The organism is Microcystis wesenbergii FACHB-1317 (assembly GCF_014696875.1).
Taxonomy (GTDB): Bacteria; Cyanobacteriota; Cyanobacteriia; order Cyanobacteriales; family Microcystaceae; genus Microcystis; species Microcystis wesenbergii_A.
Genome location: NZ_JACJQV010000074.1, coordinates 14348 through 33256, shown reverse-complemented (window position 1 = coordinate 33256; position 18909 = coordinate 14348). Strand labels below are relative to the sequence as shown.

Below are 18909 nucleotides of genomic sequence, written 5' to 3'. Positions count from 1 at the left end.
ACACTTTTGTGGAAGCTTTAGAAGCTTTTCGGACAGCGATGTCTTTCCGTTTCTTTGAGTGGCTGACCGAGAATCGGGATGTGTTTGCCGCTTACAAAGCCAGTTTAGGCTTTATTTGGGCTTGAAATTTGTTTAAGTCCCACTAGAGAAAAAAGTTAATTTTCAATTTTTGCATTACTCATGACTCGACTAACTCCAATCCAAGTTGACAAAAACACTCTAAGTGGGTAGGTGGAATTAAATATAAGATGAACGTAGGTTGGGTTGAAGCATGAAACCCAACGCCCGATTATGTTACGCTACCGCTAACCCATCCTACAAATAATTGTGCCTCCCTACTTAATTTACATAGAGTCCACCGATAACCTAGAAATTCCTGCCAAGACATTAGGAACAGAGGGAAGAATTGCTAAAGGGGTAATTTATCTACCAGATAATTGAAAATCATTACAATAATTATTGAGAAAAGTGGAACCTACAGAAGAACAGTATCTTGTCTTAAATGCTCTTGAAACTTTGGGACTCCTGCTCTTTAGAGTCTATGATGAAGATAATGGAGCTTGGCTAATCATTACTTCTAGTCTAACATTGCCCAGATCATACTTATTGCCTAATGGCGAAATTATTCCCCTAGAATGGATACTTTAACTATGAAAAAACCGACAGAACTTCAACAGCAAAAATACGCAAGAATTGGCGAAATTGCAGCCAAAGGAAGACAGCGTTATCTAGAAGCAGGAGGCGATCAAAAAATCTGCCCTAGCGGAAGAAAAGGAAATGATTATTTAACCGATGAAGAACGTAAAGAAATTTTACAATTAGCCCGTCAGGTTTTTGGCGTTCAGATTAAAGATGGCCAAGTTTACTGTCAAGGACGGACTTGGAAAATATCCGATAAAAAAGTCTCAAAAGATACCGAAAAATGAACTAAATATTGCTAGTGTAGAACGCAGGTTGGGTTGAAGTATGAAACCCAACGCCTGCATGGGTTACGCTACCGCTAACCCATCCTACAAATAATTCTGCCTCCCTACTTAAATGCGCGGACAGCTTAGAACTTACCTAAACAAAAGCCCCCAGAAAACATCACTTTCTAGGGGTTTAATTACAATTGACGGAAAACAAACTTATGGGGACGTTAACCTCCAGCCACCGCAGGAACGATACTGACTTCATCGCCATCTTGTAAGGGGGTTTTTGTCCCATCGAGGAAGCGAATATCTTCGCTGTTGACGTAGAAATTTAAAAAGCGCCGGGGTGCGCCATCTTCATCGCATAAGCGGGCCTTAATACCGGGGAAACTTGCTTCTAAGGATTCGATTAAACCACCGACACTACTAGCACTACACTCGATGGTAGCCTTATTTTCTGTAAATTTTTGCAGGGGAGTAGGAATGAGAACTTTTACAGCCATAGATATCAAGGAAAAAGTGGAAAGGACAGTAAGCTGCGCGCGAATTTAAATTGCTTGTGGAGATGAGGCAAGAGGATAATTGCCCCATCATCCCTGAACATCAATTCTAGACGAGAACCTGTTGCCATTCGAGGCGTTCGAGGGTGCGGGAACGTTCCAGGGCCCGTTCAAAGCTTTCTAATTTCGGTTCGATTAACAGGGGTTCACCGATATAACCCTGTACCGCTTCTTGGGTTTTTAGACCATTACCAGTGATATAAACGACCGTGGTTTCTTCGGGGTCGATTTTACCCGCTTCTACTAATTTTTTCAAGACGGCGATAGTCGTACCGCCCGCGGTTTCCGTGAAAATGCCTTCCGTTTCTGCCAAAAGTTTAATACCTTCGATAATTTCGGCATCGGTGACGGATTCAATATTACCGCCAGTTTTACGGGCAATATCAAGGGCATAAACACCATCGGCGGGATTACCAATAGCGATCGATTTGGCGATAGTATTGGGTTTAACTGGGGCGACAAAATCCCGTCCTTCCTTGAAAGCTTGGGCAATGGGGGAACAACCCTCCGCTTGAGCGCCACTAAAACGCACTGCTTTATCTGCCACCAAACCGACTTTGACGAATTCTTGGAAGCCTTTATAAATCTTGGTAAACAGGGAACCACTGGCTAAAGGTGCGACAATATGGTCGGGGAGTTTCCAGCCTAATTGTTCAGCCACTTCAAAGCCTAAGGTTTTGGAACCTTCGGAATAGTAGGGACGCAGATTGATGTTGACAAAACCCCAACCGTAGGTATTGCCCACTTCTGAACAGAGACGGTTAACTTGATCGTAGTTGCCTTTAACTGCCATGACCGTGGGATTATAGATGAGGGTGCCGAGAATTTTACCCGCTTCTAAATCTGAGGGAATGAAAACACAACAGTCTAAACCGGCGTGAGCGGCAATAGCGGCGGTGGAATTGGCGAGATTTCCCGTACTAGCACAGGAAACGGTGGTAAAACCTAATTCTTTGGCGCGGGTAAGGGCGACGGATACCACTCTATCTTTGAAGCTGAGAGTGGGCATATTGACGGCATCATTTTTAATGTAGAGATTTTTTAGACCCAAGCGCCGGGCTAAACGGTGGGATTTAACTAGGGGAGTCATACCCGTACCCACATCGATAGGATTTTCACTTTCCACCGGCAAAAAGGAACGATAGCGCCAGATGGAATTGGGACCGGCTTGAATGCTTTCTCTGGTAACGGTGCGACGGATGAGGTCGTAATCGTAGTCCACTTCCAGGGGGGCAAAGGTTTCTTCGCAGATATTCAGCGCTTTCAGGGGGTAAGAAGTCCCTCCTTCCTTAGAAACCAAGCGGGTAAAGGTGGGGATGAATTTTGAGGTTTCGATGTTTGTCGCTAGGGTCATGATTTTCCTGTCTTGCCGTCAACTGAATCTACAAGCATCCTATCACCGGCAAAATCTTGGTGTCAAATATACCCGACTATTTTTGTCGGGTATAAATTTATACAAAAATTAGGGGATAATCTGGGGAGCAGCAACGGTTAAGGGGAGATGGTTGGGCTGCCGTGTCAGGAAACTTCGGGGTAGTTTCAGGTCAAAACAAGAACTAGGAAAAGGGATTTAAGTTTTTTAGGAGGTTACAGCCTATTTACTGCTAATTTTATCGAAATAAGCCCTAATTTTTCTTTAAATAGCTTAAACAGGGGGCGATTAACTGCGGTTGCCAGAAAGTTTCTCGGGTTGCTCAGGATAATTGTCAAGAAAAGTGACAAATTATGTGATTTTGTTGAGAAATAATAATTTTTTCTGGACTGCCCAATAAAATTGACCATTTCCGGCGGTCGGCAGGAGATTATTTTTATTTATTCTCCCTTCTCCCTAGGAAGGTAGGGTTGATTCATGAATCAACCCTACGGGGGCAGGGGGGATCAAACCTTAAGAGTCAGTGGTCAGCAGACATCTGCTTTTTGATAAAAAGTTAAGGTGGTATTGCCGTAGCGTTTCTGACGACAAATGGTTAAACCTTCTAGATTAATTGCTTGCCAAGATTTGGGATTATGTTCCACGGCAATTTCCCCCAGAGAATCTAACAAATTAGATTGAGAGATGGCAGTTAGTACCGGTAAATATAAACCGCTTTCGTAGGGAGGGTCAAAATAAATTAAATCAAAACTTTTCCCCGCTAAAGTGGCTAACTTTGTCAGTACATCCCCCCGAATTACTTGGAATTGCTGGGGAGAAGTTGCTAAATTGCGCCAATTTTCCTTGATAATTTCGCCAGCGCGTCCTGATTGTTCAATTCCGATTACTAGACTCGCACCTCGACATAAAGCTTCCGCACCCATGGAACCATTACCCGCACAAAGATCCAACCAACGACAGCCAGATAATTTCTGTTGCCAGATATTAAATAAAGCTTCTCGCACCCTTGCTGTCGTCGGACGGGTTAATTGTCCTGCTAGGGTTTTTATGGGACGATTGCCGTAAATTCTCATTAGTTAAAAGGCAAATTCAGTTAATCTTTTTTGTAATAAATCAGGAAAAAGAGCATAGTATCTTTGATTGAGAGGAGAGGGATGGGGGAGAGGTAATAAAGTCACTTTCTTTTGCTGTTTTAATCCATCTTCATCGGTAGCGGTAAGGGTAACTAGCAGTTTTTTGGTAAAGCGTTCTTTATCAAGATAGAATTTATCTACTTCTTTGGGTTTACCGTAGGGTTCAAACCATTTAAAAGCTTCCGTGCCAAGAGGAATGATATGATCACCTTGCCAATAAAAAACGAGCAGTTTTTCTATAAATGGACGGAAACGATCTTTCACTTCCCCAGAATAAGCTTTATTACCAGGGGGTTTGTAGGGAACTGTATTAGTCAAGAAAATTCGATCGCACACCGATAATAACTCTTGACGATCATGGGATTTTCTCCCCTGCCAAGCTTGAAAAAATCCCTCTCTTACCATTCTACCGGCAGCCCCGATCAAAGGTTGTCCCGCATACACTTCATCTCGTCCTAAATCCCGGCCAAAAAAGCATAACTGACTAGCAAGATTACCAGCATACAAAACTGGTTCAAGGGGGTCTTTTTTTGCCTCTTGGTAAATCAGGGTATCGATGGGAAAATCCTCTTTTTTTGCCTCTTGGTGTACCTGTTTAATTAGGTTTGTAATATCGGCCATTTCAGTTATCAGTTATCAGTTATCAGTTATCAGTTATCAGTTATCAGTTATCAGTTATCAGATGTGAGTTATCAGTTCTCAGATGTGAGTTTTCAGTTCACTCATTACTGTTTACTGGACGGCTACGCCGTGCCTTTGGCAACACTGAAAAAAGCTTCTCCCCACACCCTACACCCTACACCCTACACCCTACACCCCACACCCCACACCCCACACCCCACACCCTACACCCCACACCCCCCCTGCCCCCCCGATGTCGGGGGGGTTGGGGGGGTCACACCCCACACCCCACACCCCACACCCCAATTCACTCCTCGGTGCGATAGCCAAATTCTGCTAAAAGTGAGCGAGATTGTCGCCATTTCGGTTCTACCTTCACAAATAACTTTAAATATACCTCCCCGGCGATTAACTTTTGAATAGCCGAGCGAGCGGAAGAGCCGATCGCTTTTAACATACTGCCATTTTTACCGATGACGATCCCTTTTTGGGAATCTCGTTCCACATTGATGGCGGCAAAAACCTTGGTTAAAGCGGGAGTTTCCTCGACGCGTTCAATCACCACCGCCACAGAATGGGGAATTTCCTGACGGGTTTGCAGTAAAATCTGTTCGCGGATTAATTCGCCCATAATAAACCTTTCCGGCTGATCGGTGACTAAATCGGGGGGATAGTAATAGGGACCGACTTCGAGGGAATCAATTAACAGATTTTGCAGTTCTACGATTCCTGTCCCCTCCAGTGCCGAAAATTTGAGCAGAGGCCAGTTATTTTCCGCCGCTAAGGTGCGATAACTATCGTCGATAGGCTCCGGGTCTTCTGGTTGCTGATCGGCTTTATTTAGCCCTAAAATCGTGGGAGTTTGGTTTTTAGTCAGTAAATCGGCAATATAGCGATCGCCATTGCCCAAAAAATTACTACTATCGACAACAAATAAAGCTAAATCTACAGAATTTATGGCGTTTTCGGCATTTTTAACTAAAACTTTGCCTAATTCGTGATGGGGTTTGTGAATGCCGGGGGTATCGACAAAAATCATCTGAGAGCGCTCGTCGGTGACAATGCCGCGTAAACGGTTGCGGGTAGTTTGAGCGATGGGGGAAGTAATGGCGATTTTTTGTCCCACTAATTGATTCATCAGGGTAGATTTGCCCACATTAGGACGACCAATAATGCCAATAAAACCCGATTTAAAACCGGTCGGTGCGATGGGAATTACTGCCGAATCGAGATTAAAGGCTTGGGAGTTGATCAAATCGTTCATAATTAAAGAATATTACTTAAAAAATGTTTTTACCCATGCAAAGGATAATTTTGTTCTTGTTAGTATTGATTATAGACTGTAGTAACCATTTAGAATTGTCTATAGCGGGAAATTTAAGCGATCGCTTAACTAATTATCCTCGCTGGATGAATAAACCGGTGGTTAGTTTTGCCAGTGGAGATTTAGTTTATCCCGATTGGATGGTAGGCAGTTGGACTGTCACCAGTACCCTAATCGATTTAACCGCTCCTCTTGCTCCCCAGATTATCACACCCGGTTTTGAAAGTAATCGTCGTTACCTAGAAAAATCGATCGAGTTTCCGGTGAGATTCATCGAGAAAGCTATTTCCAGACCGATAAATGCTGCCTTTTTATCGACTATTATCAGTAAACCATCAATTGTGGCCGATCGATCCTTTAATGGTTTAGCAATTAGTCGCGCCTATTTGGGTAGTCAATCGGTATTATCGGTAAAAACTGACCCTAATAATCCCAATCGTCAGATTACCTTTTTACGGGGCGCTCATCAACTAATTTCCACGGTAATTGCCAGAAATAGCGAAACTCCTAGCCAAAATCAATTTATTGCCACAGAAATCAGTCAACAAATTTTCCGGGGAGAAACCAATACTTATCTTAATGAGGTGGAAACCACCACCGCCTATCAGTTATTATCTCCTAATAAAATTCTAGGCGATCAGGTGACAGCCATTTATCTTTCCCCCCAATCCCCTGATTATTTCCAAGCGCCGAATCGTCCTGTAGCTTTGTATCGTTATCGCCTAGAATTGCTGAAAGATTAATATCACCACTGGTTAAACCCTGCTGAAACTGGCGCAGTCTTTCCCCATCCTGTTGAAAAAGTATAGGGGCAGCTTTTCAGTGATCAGGAATCAGTAATCAGTAATCAGTGGGGGGTTGGGGAGAAGGGGAGAATAAATAAAAGCTGACTTCTGACTCCTGACTTTTGACTCCTGACTCCTGATAAAACAATGAGCTTGTAATCAAAAGTTCATGTCTGCGTCACAGTAAGTTCATATCCCCCGCCTAAATTAGAGATAGTCAGTCCTCAGCCGTTTTCCGAAACACTCCTCTCACACCCACGATTACTAGGACTGACTTTTATTCCCTTCTCAAAATGGTTAAACAGTAAAAACTATGACTCACAATATTTTTAACGATAATATTTCCCCGCACAACGAAGGTAATTATAAACGCTCCAAATCTTCTGCGATGAAAAAACTTTTTGCCTATTCCTCCTTACTGGTTTTGGGTGCTGGGTTAGGTATCGGTGCTACCTACGCCTACAGCCAAAATCCTCTAGAATTAGCCCAAAATATTGCCACCGCTGCCAATAATCCTCGCCCCTCCACACCAGCGGCAGCGGCTCCCTCGTCTCTGGTGATTCCTACCAATTTTGTCGCTTCTGTGGTGCAAGAAGTGGGGCCGGCGGTGGTAAGAATTAATGCTTCTAGGGAAGTCAATGGAGGCGATGATTTAGGCGAATTTGCTAACGATCCTGTTTTCCGTCGCTTCTTCGGTTCTCAAATACCCGATCGAGGAGAAAAACAAGTTCAAAGGGGTACAGGTTCCGGGTTTATTATCAGTAATGACGGTAAAATTATCACCAATGCTCACGTTGTCGAGGGAGCGGATAAGGTGACTGTCACCCTCAAAGATGGTCGCACTATTGATGGTAAAGTTTTAGGTAGTGATCCTTTAACCGATGTGGCAGTGGTACAGGTAGAAACGAGCAATTTACCCACGGTTAAATTAGGTAATTCTGATAGTTTACAGGTGGGAGAATGGGCGATCGCTATCGGTAATCCTTTGGGATTAGATAACACTGTCACCACGGGGATTATTAGCGCCAAGGAACGCAATGGCTCCCAAATTGGTGCTAGTGATAAATTGGTGGATTTCCTGCAAACCGATGCGGCAATTAACCCCGGAAATTCTGGCGGACCTTTGTTAAATGCTCGGGGAGAAGTTATCGGAGTTAACACTGCTATTATTCAAAATGCCCAGGGTTTAGGTTTTGCTATTCCGATTAAAACTGCCCAAAGAATCGCTGAACAATTAATCGCCACGGGTAAGGTGGAACATCCCTATCTCGGTGTTCAAATGGTACAGTTAACTTCGGAGGTAAAAGAACAATTAGCCGATAGTCCCATGGCTGATAATTGGACTATCCCCGATGATTCTGGTGTCTTGTTAGTGCGGGTGATGAGAGATTCTCCTGCCGCAGCAGCGGGATTGCGATCGGGTGATGTGTTAAAGTCTGTAGGTGGTAAGAATGTCACCGATCCCGATGCGGTTCGGGAAATTGTTGCTAATACTCAAATCGGCGATAATTTACCCGTAGAAATTAGCCGGGGAGGACAAAAAATTAATCTGAATATTCAAGTGGGTAGCTTGAATACTGCTAACAGATCCTAGTCTGGAAGATAAGTGGTAAAAGACCGAAACTTTATAGAGAGCTTGTTAGTAAGCTCTCTATATTTCTGTTTTTACTTTTGGCTCTTGAATCGAATAATTATAGCAGTTATCTTAATGGTGAGTTACTAAGTTTTACTTTTGGGGAGACAGGAGAAGATGCCTTGTCAGTTTATACTTCATCTTGATGAGAAACGCTTTAAAAGTGATTACAAGAATTCACGAATTGACAACAAATCTAGAGTATGATGTTTATTTAGAGAGTGTTTTAATTGAAAGTGCTGTAGAAAGACAATAAAGATACCAAGAGATAGCATAGTGCAGAATTATGGCTCATTGCCTGATAATTAGATTAGGGATAGTATGATCAATATTGGCAAAAAGGAAGGATTAGAGGGAATTAAAGGGAAAATTTTAAGGGATAGCGGCGCTATGCAGACAATAGCGACTAAAGTAGGGTTTTCTCTTCATAAAACTGCCGATTTTGTCAAAGCGGAACTTGAATTATGAAGCCTTTTTGACAAGGCGATCACTAATTTTCTGGCTGAATTGTTTGGGCTAATCCTTGCTCTAAAGTAAAGGGAGGTTGCCAATTCAATGTGTTTTGAATATAGCTAGAGTCAACGGCAAGAGAACCAAGCAAGCGATCGATATTATAGCTGTTAAAAGGGAGATTTTTCCCTGTTATAGATTCTAGGCTATCACCCAGATAACCTAAGAATCTAAGTAAGGTAGTGGGGACGGGCAGCAATCGACAGGGTTGTTGAATTTGTTGAGAAATGAGTCGAATTAATTGGGGAGTAGAAACAGCTTGGTTATCGCTAATTAAAAAGATTTGATTAGCGGCATTAGGATGATCTAAACAGGTAATAATGGCAGCAACTAAGTTACCCACAAAGACAAAACTACGACGATTTTTGATCGCACCAAAAGGTAAAGGTAATCCCCGTTTAATTAGTTTCATCAAGCGGTCCATATTAGCGCGATTGCCTAGTCCATAAACTAGAGTAGGACGAAGGATCGTCCAAGTCATGTCACTATCTTTTGCTAGTTCAATTAAAGCTTGTTCTGCTTGCAGTTTACTACGACCATAGGGACTATCGGGGTGACAGGGAGAGTTTTCGTTAAGAATATCATCACTTTCGGCAGCCATAGCATGAATAGAACTGACAAAAATAAAGTGCTTAACTCCCGCTTTTAGCGACTGCTTCACTAGGTTAATAGTCCCCTTAGTGTTAACTTTTATAAATGCTGCTTCTGGATTGGATATAGTCTCATGAAGGATATGAGCGCGTCCTGCTAGATGAATAACGGTATCAATGCCTAGCAATGCTTCTTGCCAATCGGTCATATCATCAATTTCACCCACCTGAATAGACTTAATTGACAGGGATGCGGGAAACTCAAATTTCTGGCGAATTGCAGCTGTTATTTGGTAGTTATGTTGGTGTAAAGTTGGCAGTAAGTGGCTGGCAATAAAGCCGGTAGAACCTGTAACTAAAACGTTTTTCATTATTAATTATTCAATTAAGTTTAGTAAAGTTTCCAGCCATGTTTATTGAAAAAATACACAGCAGATTGAGCAAAAACTATTGCCAGTTTAGTCGAGTTGTGCGCTCCTCTTGCCCAATGATGATAAATATTCACATGGGGATAAAGTATGGTTTTGTATTTTTTAGACATTCTAAGGGTTAAATCATAATCTTCAAAATACATAAACATATTTTTATCAAAGTAGCCAATATCATCTAAATATTTTCTGTTAAATAGCATAAAACAACCACTAATAATCGGTACTTCTATTATCTGGTTATAGCTAATATCTCTCATTTCATACCAGTCCAATCTCTTTTTGAAAAGAAATTGCATTTTTTTTGGTATAAAACGTCTAATAAATAAGGTCAAAACTGTGGGTTGACGCTTACAAAGGTATTGGATGTCCCCATTAGGGTAAGATATTTTTGGAGTAATCAATCCCACATCTTGATGCTTATCGAGGTAGTGAATAAGTTCAGTGATTACATTATTATCAAAATAAACATCTGGATTGATAACTAAATGATAATCATATTTTTTAGCTCTAGTAATAGCTAGGTTATGTCCTTGACCAAAACCAACGTTATTACCATTATTAAAATAATAATCGATGTCGTATTCCTGAAAATTATCAAATATTTTTTTGAGTTCATCGGTGGGAGAATTATCTACTACTGATAAATTAATTTCTATGGGTGTGCCGAACAGTGATTTAATTGCTTGAGTAACTATCTCTGGGTCATTTTTGTAAAGGACAAGGGAGGCCGTAAGTTGCATAATTCTGGAGGAATACAGTGGTTTTACCGAACTTACCATGAAGGAGATTGCTGAAAGTTTCTTTATGACTAGATCATAGCAAAAGTTGCTCAAATGATCCTTTAGATGTCTCAATCCTTTGTCCAGCAAACACTTCAGGGATTTTATTTTTTACATCTTTCCCCCCAGGTTCGGAAGAACCAATAAAGTTAAACATTAGGGATAATATATTTACTTCTTGTACCTGTGCCAAGGTTTAACAATCCCTTGAGGAAAAACCTTACGGAGCTTATTACGAATAGCTATATCAGCTTGTAGCCACAAGTCTCGAAGTTTTTGTTCGGGTCGCCCTCGAAAAGAGGTGACATGAAAATAATCTTCACTTTCGGGTGATACGGGAGAGAAATAATAGTTGGATACACAACATCTCGAACCATTATATATAACCGGATTAACAGAATGATATGAACTTTTGTCCGTCTTCATAATTACTAGCCTGTTAAATTTGCTCCAAATTGTCCTCTGAGGAGATTTTAATCCATTGTCCCACAGTTCTAAATTGCCTCCATAACCCTCTTGCCAATCTGGTGTTACATAATACAGTAAATTGAGAACTCTGTAATTCTTTCTGTCTTTATCATGGGAATTATCTATGTGAGGATTAAGGAAGCACCCTCGAGCCATCAAGCTAATTCCACCAGCATACAAATATTCATCAGGTAATAATTGAGGTATTCCAGTAATTTCACTCAACAGAGATAAAATTTTAGGATATTGAAAAGCATAAATAATTTCTTCAAGCAGCGGGTTATAGAGATTCATTGTTATCTACCATCTTAAACAGAGTAACCCCATCTAATTCAAAGACTTTATCAAAATGTTTTTGTGCATAATTATAAATTTGAGGAGCCAGGGATTTTGCTACAACAGTAATCCGTTTTTGTTGAACGATATCTGAAAATGAATTAGCACTTAGAGAATAGTCAAAAAACATTAAATAGTTATAACCTAAAGCTTGGTAATCCTTGAGTTCTAGGATAGGTTCTTTATCATTAGACATAAACAAAGCCGTTTGACGATTCAAAAAATAAGTTGGAGTTGCTCCATAGGATGGAGATATTTGTACTATTTTTGCCTGTAGAGGTATTAAATTACCAATAGATACAAGAGAACCGGAGTTGGGAAGTTTATCCGCCTTTAAATATAAGGTTCCCCAAGTTACCATGAGCAGGTGAATCATGAAAACTACTAGAAAAATTTTTGAAGATAAAATTTTTGAGCCTTTTATAGTCAACTCATTAATTCCAATAACAGCAATAAAGATGAGCCAAAATAAAACAATAAGTGTATATTGTGGCTCCCTAATCATATAAGTTCTTTGACTTAAATAAACGAATCCTATACTGAATAAAGCCGACGGAACCCAGAGGCGATAGCGTCGCTCTCTGAAAACTACTGGAATAGCTGGAAACAGGAAAACTATTCCAGGAATACCAAGGCCAAAAAGAGTAGCCCAACTTATAGTTTTAATGTAAAAACTTGGACTCAGCAACAAATTTAGCAATGGTGCTTGAGCGGCAGATGCCTTCAAAATATTCCAGCTACCAGGTGGGTCTAAGTAAATAAGTAAGTTCCACAAGGCCAAGGCCATAACCGCGATTAACCAATATAGGCAAAACGCTATAAATTTTGTTTTTCTTTGCCGGAAAGACTTAATGGCCAGCAAAGCTACAGGTAATCCATAGGGGATTAGGTTGGGTTTCCCCAGCACACCGATAACAGCGAAAAGTATAGCTGATGTCAAAAATCCAATCCAAGTCCATCTGTCATTAGCTATTGTTGAAGCACGATTGGCCGTATAACCAGCAAAGTATAAGCTAGTCACTAGACCGGTTAAAGCTACAATATCGGGCATGGCCACCTGACCAAAGTGTAAAAATAATGGGGATAAAACTAAAAGCAATAAACCAAAAGATGATGCATAAAATCCATTAAATAGACGAAAGAAAAGCAAAGAAAATACGATAGTTATTAAAGAAAAAAGCAAGGATATAGTTGTATAAATCCAACCGTGAAATCCAAAAATTTTTGAAAATAAATACCCCAATACTCCATGGAAAGGAAATTCAAAACGAATCACGGTATAGGATTGTGATGGAGGATACTGTGGGGCGTAAATATTGGCAAAATTAGCTTTCGGCTGCCAAAAAGAAAGTAATCCATTTTCATAAATTTGTCGGGAAATTTCCAGAGTTTGGTTTTGTCTCTCATGAGCTGTACTTTTAGAGCTTTGTCTTATGCCAATTAGGTAAATGCTTAGCACAAAAATAAAAGCTAGTAAAATGACTAATATTTCTCTTTTTTTTGGGCTTAAAAATGTGACCTTCATAATAACGCTGTTCCTGTGCTGATTTTACTCTTAGATACATCTGTCAATATATCGATGCCTGTAATCGATGAAACTTTTTCGGCTATTTTGCACATATTTATTAGCCCTGCACCCATGATTCTATTTTTTAACTTTTTTATTTACCTCATTAAGCATTTATGCTTAATGCAAATGTGAGATGCTCCCTTACTTTACCATATCAAAACTTCAAATGTCAAAAAGTATATTTTTGACATTTCCAGAAAATTGCTCGAAGCTAAAATTTTTAAGGGCTATTTCTCTACAAAAGGAACCTAGATATCGTAAATCATCATCGCTAATTTTATCAAGGGTGGATAGTGCCTTTTCTATATCCTGTTCAGTGCTAATATCGAAGACTAATCTTTCACGTTCATCTTCAAAAAATGGGTGAATATCTACTCCTGTTGAAATATATACTGGTAAGCCAACGGAAGCAGCTTCAGCCACCGAAAAGCCAAAATTTTCTCGATGTGAAAATAAGACAAATAAATCCGAACCAGACAAGAACTTCCACTTTTCTTGATCAAAAACTGGTGAATGTATGAATACATTAGGAAGACTTGAATAAGAGACAATTTTCTCTTTTAATGATTCATCCTGTCCATAACCCATGATTAAAAAATTCCAGTTTTTAGGCTTAACCTTGACAAAACTTCTTAAGGTTTCTAAGGGGTGCTTAAATTTATCATATTTGCCAAAATAAAGTAAGATTTTCTCTTCGTCAGATAGTCCCAATTTCTGTCTAAGCCATCTCCGACATAAAATCTTATCAATATCCTTAGGATTTTCAACAGAAAAAGTACAAATATTCCCCTTATTTTTAGCAAAAGGTAAAATTGATTTATCCCGTTCCAATGCCGTTGAAAATATGATTTTTTTTGCATGATGTGTTGCTGGCTTGCCAATCATTTCCAGCCAGATTCTTTTTTTTAGTTTGTCATAGGAAAAGACATAAGGATCGGTTGTTCCATGAGGGACTAAATAAAGCGGAACCTTAAGATGGCGTGATAGTTGATAAGCATAGGAAAAATGAGCTAAAAAAGCACCATGTACAATTACTCCTGATGTCTTTTCCTTAACTTTTTCTGGAATGAAAGAGAAAAAGCTAGGAAAACTTGATTTTATCAGTGCCGTGAAGGGGTTGATAGAACCAGAAACAGTATAATCTGCTTCGCTAGGACTATCGTATCCAGGCATTTGTAAGTCAACAAAATAACTCTCTACGGCTCTACGAAACAGAGATGCAGCAGTGTAAGTACCCCCATGATCTGGGTGTAGGCGAGGACAAAAGTTGATAAAAGTATTATTATTCATATTGAAAAAATCGGCCTCAATTTTTCTTATAAATACTCAATTTTTCTTATAAATAACTGTGTAGTGCCAACTGAAGTTACTCATGCCAGGAATTAAAAACAGTAATGAGTCTGTTACTAAAAAAAGCTTCTCCATTAAAAAGGGAAGTTTAATTCTCTTTTTGAGACGTAGCAACCTGTATATAAACTCTAAGGCGTAATGCGTGATTCCTGTGGTTAACCAAACAGGTTCTATTGAAACTAATTCTAAGTTATACACTTTAGCTATCTGGTTAAATTCTGACAATGAAAATCCTTCGGCTTCTTCATCAGCAGGAGAATGCTCTTTGTCTGGTAATATGTTTCGAGATCGAAGAATTATTGAAGATAATAATTTATTGATATTAATATTTGGTTCAATTCCAAAAATTAGAAAGCCATTAGGTTTTAAAACTCTTTTCATCTCCTGTAATGCAATGTTAAGATCGTGTAAATGATGCAAAGCCGCTATCATGTAAACAATATCAAAGGATTCATCGGCAAAGGGAATATGATGAGCATCTATTCTCGCATAAATAATTTTCTCTAATTTTCTTTCTGAGTGTTTTTTTAATACATAAAATAAACTTTCTTCTGCTACTTCTGAAAAAACATATTCTTTAAAACTGGCTTCAGTTTTGATAAAAAGTTCTAAATCAAAACCGATTCCACCTCCAAGTTCTAAGATTGTTGAATTGACTTGACTATGATTAGCAATGAAATTTACTATCTTTTGATGAAAATGCAAGTTTCTTAATGTTTCTAGCTGGGCTAGATCGAGCCATAAATCTGATACACTACCGTGATAAATAGCATCTTGTTTGACTATTTCTTTTGTTGCTTTAGGCAAAAGATCATAGATGCCATGTTTAACAAGAAATTCATGTCCTTCAGTACAGACAATCTTATCTTGTTGGAAATTGAATCTTGACTGGCATTCCGGGCATATAAATTCTAGCTTGTTCATGCTTTTTTCCTCTAACTGATTAATCATCTGTAGTCTGTAGACCTAGTTATTTTCATTTGAACTGCCAACGAGGATTGTCTTAAAAATCTCATTATGTAATGAGGTAAGTTATTTAATCTCCATTGTGTGAATACCACCCAGTCTTGTAATTGAGCAGGTTGAATGGGTGAATAGATTTGCTGTTTTTCAGCTTCCATAGCTTCTCTTTTCTTATGCGTCAATTGGTTTTCATGAATCCGAAAACAACTTATACTTTCACCAGAAAACCGAGAAAATTTTAAATTCGATAACAAAGCTCTCAGGTAAAAATCAGCGTCCGAACTTAAAGAATAATCTTCTTTAAACCCCTTGAGCTTTTGGTAAACTCTATTACGAAAGATCGCCGCCGGTTGAGCAAAGCCAAATATCCCCATTCGGAACAGTGGAAGCAATTGATCGGGTCTAGCGGCGGACATAGAATAGACGAAACGACCATAACCATCAGTATAGTCACAACTTCCATAGACTATATCTGCTTTGGTATCTTTTCCAAAAGTCGTTAGTCGATTCACGCTATCTGGATATAACCAATCATCGGAATTAATGTAGCCCAGCCATTCCGTATAACATTCCCGTAGCCCAGTGTTAATTGCTCGATACATATTGCCCGGTTCAGCGTACAAAGTTTTGACATTCCAGCGTTTACATATCTCTAGAGTACCATCGGTTGAGCCGCTGTCTGCTACGATGATATTAACATCTACGTCTTTCTGCGATCGTAAAGAGAGCAGAGTCATATCCAGTGTAGCAGCACTATTCAATGTTGGAATCACATAACTAATCTCGCTTATTTGGCTCATTGGTTATCCTAGAAAATAACTTTAGACATTGTACCCTAATTAAGTAAATCTAGTCAAATCGTTTCATTTCCATTCCTTCCCTTTCCCTAATGAAAGCAAAAAAGTTTGATTTAAAACAAATCCCAAATAGCAAAGGCAAGACAATATTCCAGTAACTAGGACGGTTGAGCATTACAAATGCTAATTCTGCCATAGCACCTAAAGAGATTGCTACGCCAAGTTTAGCCCAATGCTCATAAACATTTCTTAGGTAAGGATTCGCAGTCAGTTTGCTTTCAGCTATAAGGTCTCTGATTTGACTTGCTCTACTGCCAAAGATATAGATAAAGATTATGAGTCCTGCTAACCCAGTTTCAACGATTAGTCGGGATAGCATAGAATAGCCGTCATGTTGGTTTAGACGAGCTAAAATGCCTGCTTTTAAAGGCGCAGCCTCCTGAAAAGCATAAGCAAAATTACCTAAGCCAATTCCTAGCAAAGGATTTTTTTTTAAAGCATAGATTGCGGTACTATAACTGTTTAAAATAGCTCCCACACTTATATTTGTGATTTCACTATCTTTTAAAGCAAAAGGATCGATAAATTTTCCCGAACTCCAGAAAAGTTCTAATTCATCAAGTCTAGAGCCAATAGTTGGACTAAATTGATTAATATCCTCTTTATAGGTAAATAGAACAATCACCAAAAAGAATATAATTGCAAACAAAGGAATAACTTTAGTTAAACATAATTGTATTAAACTTTGTTTTGAAAATTTTCTAATTCGCCATTTTCGATTAATAAAAATAAAATAAGCTATCAGTAAAGAGAGAGCAAATATGTTTGTTACTGACTGAGTTAAGGTGACAGAAGTTACAATAATAATCAAGGAGATAGTTGCAAAAATCCTCTTGTTTTTTTTTAAATATCCTGACAATAGCATCTGGCTAATAATTGCGAAGGCTGGCATAGCATAAATTCCTATATCTCCAGGTTCAGTAAGTACTCCTGAATGCCGTCCTCCCCCTAAAGACAGAGAATAATCCTCATCCGCCGCATCAACCCTCACTGAATAGGGGAGAAGCCGAGCTATAGAAGCTAGGGTACCAACTACATAATCCCTACCAGTAAAGGAAACTATGAAAAATTGTAAAACAACCATAGAGCAAATAAATACAGATACCCTCACAAAGTCTTGGGCTAATATTTTTGAAGTAGCAGGATTTGTTGTTACCCATGATACAGTATAATAAACAGAAAAGAGAATTAGAAGCGATATTAAAACTCCTAAAGATTTTGTGATACTGTAAAAATTATCTGTAATAAAACTAAAAAATGTTGATATGATAATCAAGAACAAGAAAAATATAATAAGATTTATATATGTGCTTTTCCCAAAGGCTCGTTTAAACTGAAATCCCCGCAAAAATATCGATAGAATAAATACTATCAAAATTGGAACAAGTGCTGGCTCTATAAATCCCAACCCAGGTTCATTAAATGCCAGGCTAACAAAAGGCAAAAGGTAGATTGCCAATCTAATAATCCGGACTTCTAACAATTTGGTTTCGTTTCTCATATTTATCGACAGTGACAACCGGAACTTTTAAATTAGTTTTAACAGATTTTGTCCTATCTATCTAGGGTTTAAGGGTTACTTTATTCTCAATAATCCCCGCTTCCTACTGTGGCTAATTACAGGCAATTTAATTAACTAACCAGTTCAAGACCCGATTCAGGCGATCAATCTTCAAGCAATCATCCAGAAAGAACCGGGTAATCGCTCTTCATTATAAGCATTGATATTATCAAGAAACACAGAATTCTTATAAGAAGATACCATAGATAAGGATGCCAAAATTTCAAACTTTTTGTTAAATTGTATAAAGGTCTCTAAAAAGTATTGCTCGTTCCAGTATCGTGATTCTTTGAGATTCCATTCGATGGGATAATCATAGGGAAAAAATATATCGTGAATATGCACTAAAACCCCTGTTTGCAAACGGGGATAAACTTGAAGAAATTCAAACTCCACATCACTACCACACTTAAACACATGACTAAAATCAAAGAACAGAATATCATTAGCTTGCAGGGATTCAAAAACAGACAAATCTACGGATTCTACTTTCTGGGTAAGCAAACTAAATTCTAGAAAATCTTTACTAACATTAGCAAAGTCTTTTAAAAAATCTTGAGGATAAGGCTCGATCGAGATCAGTTGTGATTTTTGGGAATTTTCTATAAAATTCATTCTTAAAGCTGCGGCGATAATCTTAGTGCTACCACCCGAGCCAATTTCAATTACCCGATCGGGTTTTTTTTCTCTGACCATAGCATAGAGGAATTCTGCATCGCCACTAATGAGGCCAGAACTTTCTTCGGAATAACCAAACGCTGAAAAAATTTCTTTATTGTTAAATTCTAAAGCATATTTTTCTAGTAAATATTTAACCAGTTCAGTTTGCTTGTCTAGATGCCATTCAATTGAGCTAAGAGGCCTTTCTTTGCCCGCGTATCTCATAATTTCCTGACGGTTGGGTATCGGCTGATAAAAATGGTCAGTAATTAGGGTGTAGCCGATATTTCTTAAGAGGGGATTGAATATTTTTCTGGCCAGGGCAAATTTAATATTTTTTCTACCCTGTTCGGTTTGCATACGGTTAAGTAATTTTTTTAACATTGTCAACCTTTACACTACTAATATTTACTGTCATGTTTTGTCGTCAAAGCCAACTCGGAACTGGCATCCTTGATCAAACTATTACTAGCTGGTTGTTCCCTATTAAATCTT

The 18909-nt window shown here is 39.0% G+C and carries 20 protein-coding genes; 5 read left to right on the top strand and 15 right to left on the bottom strand.

The genetic code is table 11. The features are described 5' to 3' along the window. Window positions 1-468: 468 nt before the first annotated feature. Together H6F92_RS03825 and H6F92_RS03820 are read left to right on the top strand one after the other, a co-directional pair. The gene (locus H6F92_RS03825; RefSeq protein WP_190356850.1) at window positions 469-648 is read left to right on the top strand and encodes a hypothetical protein; all 180 of its coding nucleotides are present in this window, start codon (window positions 469-471) and stop codon (window positions 646-648) included. A gap of 2 nt (window positions 649-650) precedes the next feature. After that, a complete protein-coding gene (locus H6F92_RS03820) occupies window positions 651-926 on the top strand; it encodes a hypothetical protein (protein ID WP_002798772.1) in 276 nt (91 codons plus the stop codon). Window positions 927-1138: 212 nt separating this feature from the next. Here the strand turns inward: H6F92_RS03820 and H6F92_RS03815 are convergent, their stop codons facing one another. From H6F92_RS03815 to era, 5 genes are all read right to left on the bottom strand, one after another. Continuing rightward, window positions 1139-1414 carry a MoaD/ThiS family protein gene (locus H6F92_RS03815; protein ID WP_190356849.1) on the bottom strand — a complete coding sequence of 92 codons (276 nt, stop codon included), beginning with the start codon at window positions 1412-1414 and terminating at the stop codon, window positions 1139-1141. A 106-nt stretch (window positions 1415-1520) separates the two neighbouring features. Further along, a complete protein-coding gene (gene thrC, locus H6F92_RS03810; RefSeq protein WP_002783420.1) occupies window positions 1521-2825 on the bottom strand; it encodes a threonine synthase in 1305 nt (434 codons plus the stop codon). 545 nt (window positions 2826-3370) lie between these two features. Beyond that, on the bottom strand, window positions 3371-3916 hold the full coding sequence (gene rsmD / locus H6F92_RS03805) for a 16S rRNA (guanine(966)-N(2))-methyltransferase RsmD (RefSeq protein WP_002798774.1): 546 nt from the start codon (window positions 3914-3916) through the stop codon (window positions 3371-3373). A gap of 3 nt (window positions 3917-3919) precedes the next feature. After that, entirely contained in the window at window positions 3920-4597 is a 678-nt protein-coding gene (locus H6F92_RS03800) for a uracil-DNA glycosylase family protein (RefSeq protein WP_106908314.1), read from the bottom strand. 307 nt (window positions 4598-4904) lie between these two features. Beyond that, complete coding sequence (era, locus tag H6F92_RS03795) at window positions 4905-5861, bottom strand: GTPase Era (RefSeq protein ID WP_190356848.1); 957 nt, start codon at window positions 5859-5861, stop codon at window positions 4905-4907. A 35-nt stretch (window positions 5862-5896) separates the two neighbouring features. Between era and H6F92_RS03790 the strand changes: the two genes are divergently transcribed. From H6F92_RS03790 to H6F92_RS03780, 3 genes are all read left to right on the top strand, one after another. Further along, window positions 5897-6664, top strand: coding sequence for a DUF6816 family protein (locus H6F92_RS03790; protein ID WP_190356855.1), 768 nt, complete (start codon window positions 5897-5899; stop codon window positions 6662-6664). A 355-nt stretch (window positions 6665-7019) separates the two neighbouring features. After that, complete coding sequence (locus tag H6F92_RS03785) at window positions 7020-8300, top strand: HhoA/HhoB/HtrA family serine endopeptidase (RefSeq protein WP_190356847.1); 1281 nt, start codon at window positions 7020-7022, stop codon at window positions 8298-8300. 360 nt (window positions 8301-8660) lie between these two features. Next, complete coding sequence (locus tag H6F92_RS03780) at window positions 8661-8807, top strand: hypothetical protein (RefSeq protein ID WP_242029990.1); 147 nt, start codon at window positions 8661-8663, stop codon at window positions 8805-8807. 22 nt (window positions 8808-8829) lie between these two features. Here the strand turns inward: H6F92_RS03780 and H6F92_RS03775 are convergent, their stop codons facing one another. The 10 genes from H6F92_RS03775 to H6F92_RS03735 form a co-directional block, all read right to left on the bottom strand. Next, window positions 8830-9810: an NAD-dependent epimerase/dehydratase family protein gene (locus H6F92_RS03775; protein ID WP_190356846.1), complete on the bottom strand. Its 981-nt coding sequence runs from the start codon at window positions 9808-9810 to the stop codon at window positions 8830-8832. Between the two features lie 20 nt (window positions 9811-9830). Beyond that, the gene (locus H6F92_RS03770) at window positions 9831-10610 is read right to left on the bottom strand and encodes a glycosyltransferase (RefSeq protein ID WP_190356845.1); all 780 of its coding nucleotides are present in this window, start codon (window positions 10608-10610) and stop codon (window positions 9831-9833) included. Between the two features lie 73 nt (window positions 10611-10683). After that, window positions 10684-10842, bottom strand: coding sequence for a hypothetical protein (locus tag H6F92_RS25515; RefSeq protein WP_206755585.1), 159 nt, complete (start codon window positions 10840-10842; stop codon window positions 10684-10686). Continuing rightward, window positions 10821-11411, bottom strand: a complete 591-nt coding sequence (locus tag H6F92_RS03765; RefSeq protein ID WP_242029989.1) for a 2OG-Fe(II) oxygenase — start codon at window positions 11409-11411, stop codon at window positions 10821-10823. Before H6F92_RS03765 ends, H6F92_RS25515 begins: the two co-directional genes overlap by 22 nt. After that, a complete protein-coding gene (locus tag H6F92_RS03760; protein WP_190356844.1) occupies window positions 11398-12978 on the bottom strand; it encodes a hypothetical protein in 1581 nt (526 codons plus the stop codon). Before H6F92_RS03760 ends, H6F92_RS03765 begins: the two co-directional genes overlap by 14 nt. A 207-nt stretch (window positions 12979-13185) precedes the next feature. Beyond that, window positions 13186-14313, bottom strand: a complete 1128-nt coding sequence (locus H6F92_RS03755) for a glycosyltransferase (protein ID WP_190356843.1) — start codon at window positions 14311-14313, stop codon at window positions 13186-13188. A gap of 36 nt (window positions 14314-14349) precedes the next feature. Then, a complete protein-coding gene (locus tag H6F92_RS03750; RefSeq protein WP_190356842.1) occupies window positions 14350-15297 on the bottom strand; it encodes a class I SAM-dependent methyltransferase in 948 nt (315 codons plus the stop codon). A gap of 23 nt (window positions 15298-15320) precedes the next feature. Next, window positions 15321-16136 (bottom strand): glycosyltransferase, encoded by an 816-nt coding sequence (locus H6F92_RS03745; protein ID WP_190356841.1) that lies wholly within the window; start codon window positions 16134-16136, stop codon window positions 15321-15323. Between the two features lie 49 nt (window positions 16137-16185). Continuing rightward, window positions 16186-17694 carry an O-antigen ligase family protein gene (locus H6F92_RS03740; RefSeq protein ID WP_190356840.1) on the bottom strand — a complete coding sequence of 503 codons (1509 nt, stop codon included), beginning with the start codon at window positions 17692-17694 and terminating at the stop codon, window positions 16186-16188. 171 nt (window positions 17695-17865) lie between these two features. Then, complete coding sequence (locus tag H6F92_RS03735; RefSeq protein WP_190356839.1) at window positions 17866-18798, bottom strand: class I SAM-dependent methyltransferase; 933 nt, start codon at window positions 18796-18798, stop codon at window positions 17866-17868. Window positions 18799-18909 lie beyond the last annotated feature (111 nt).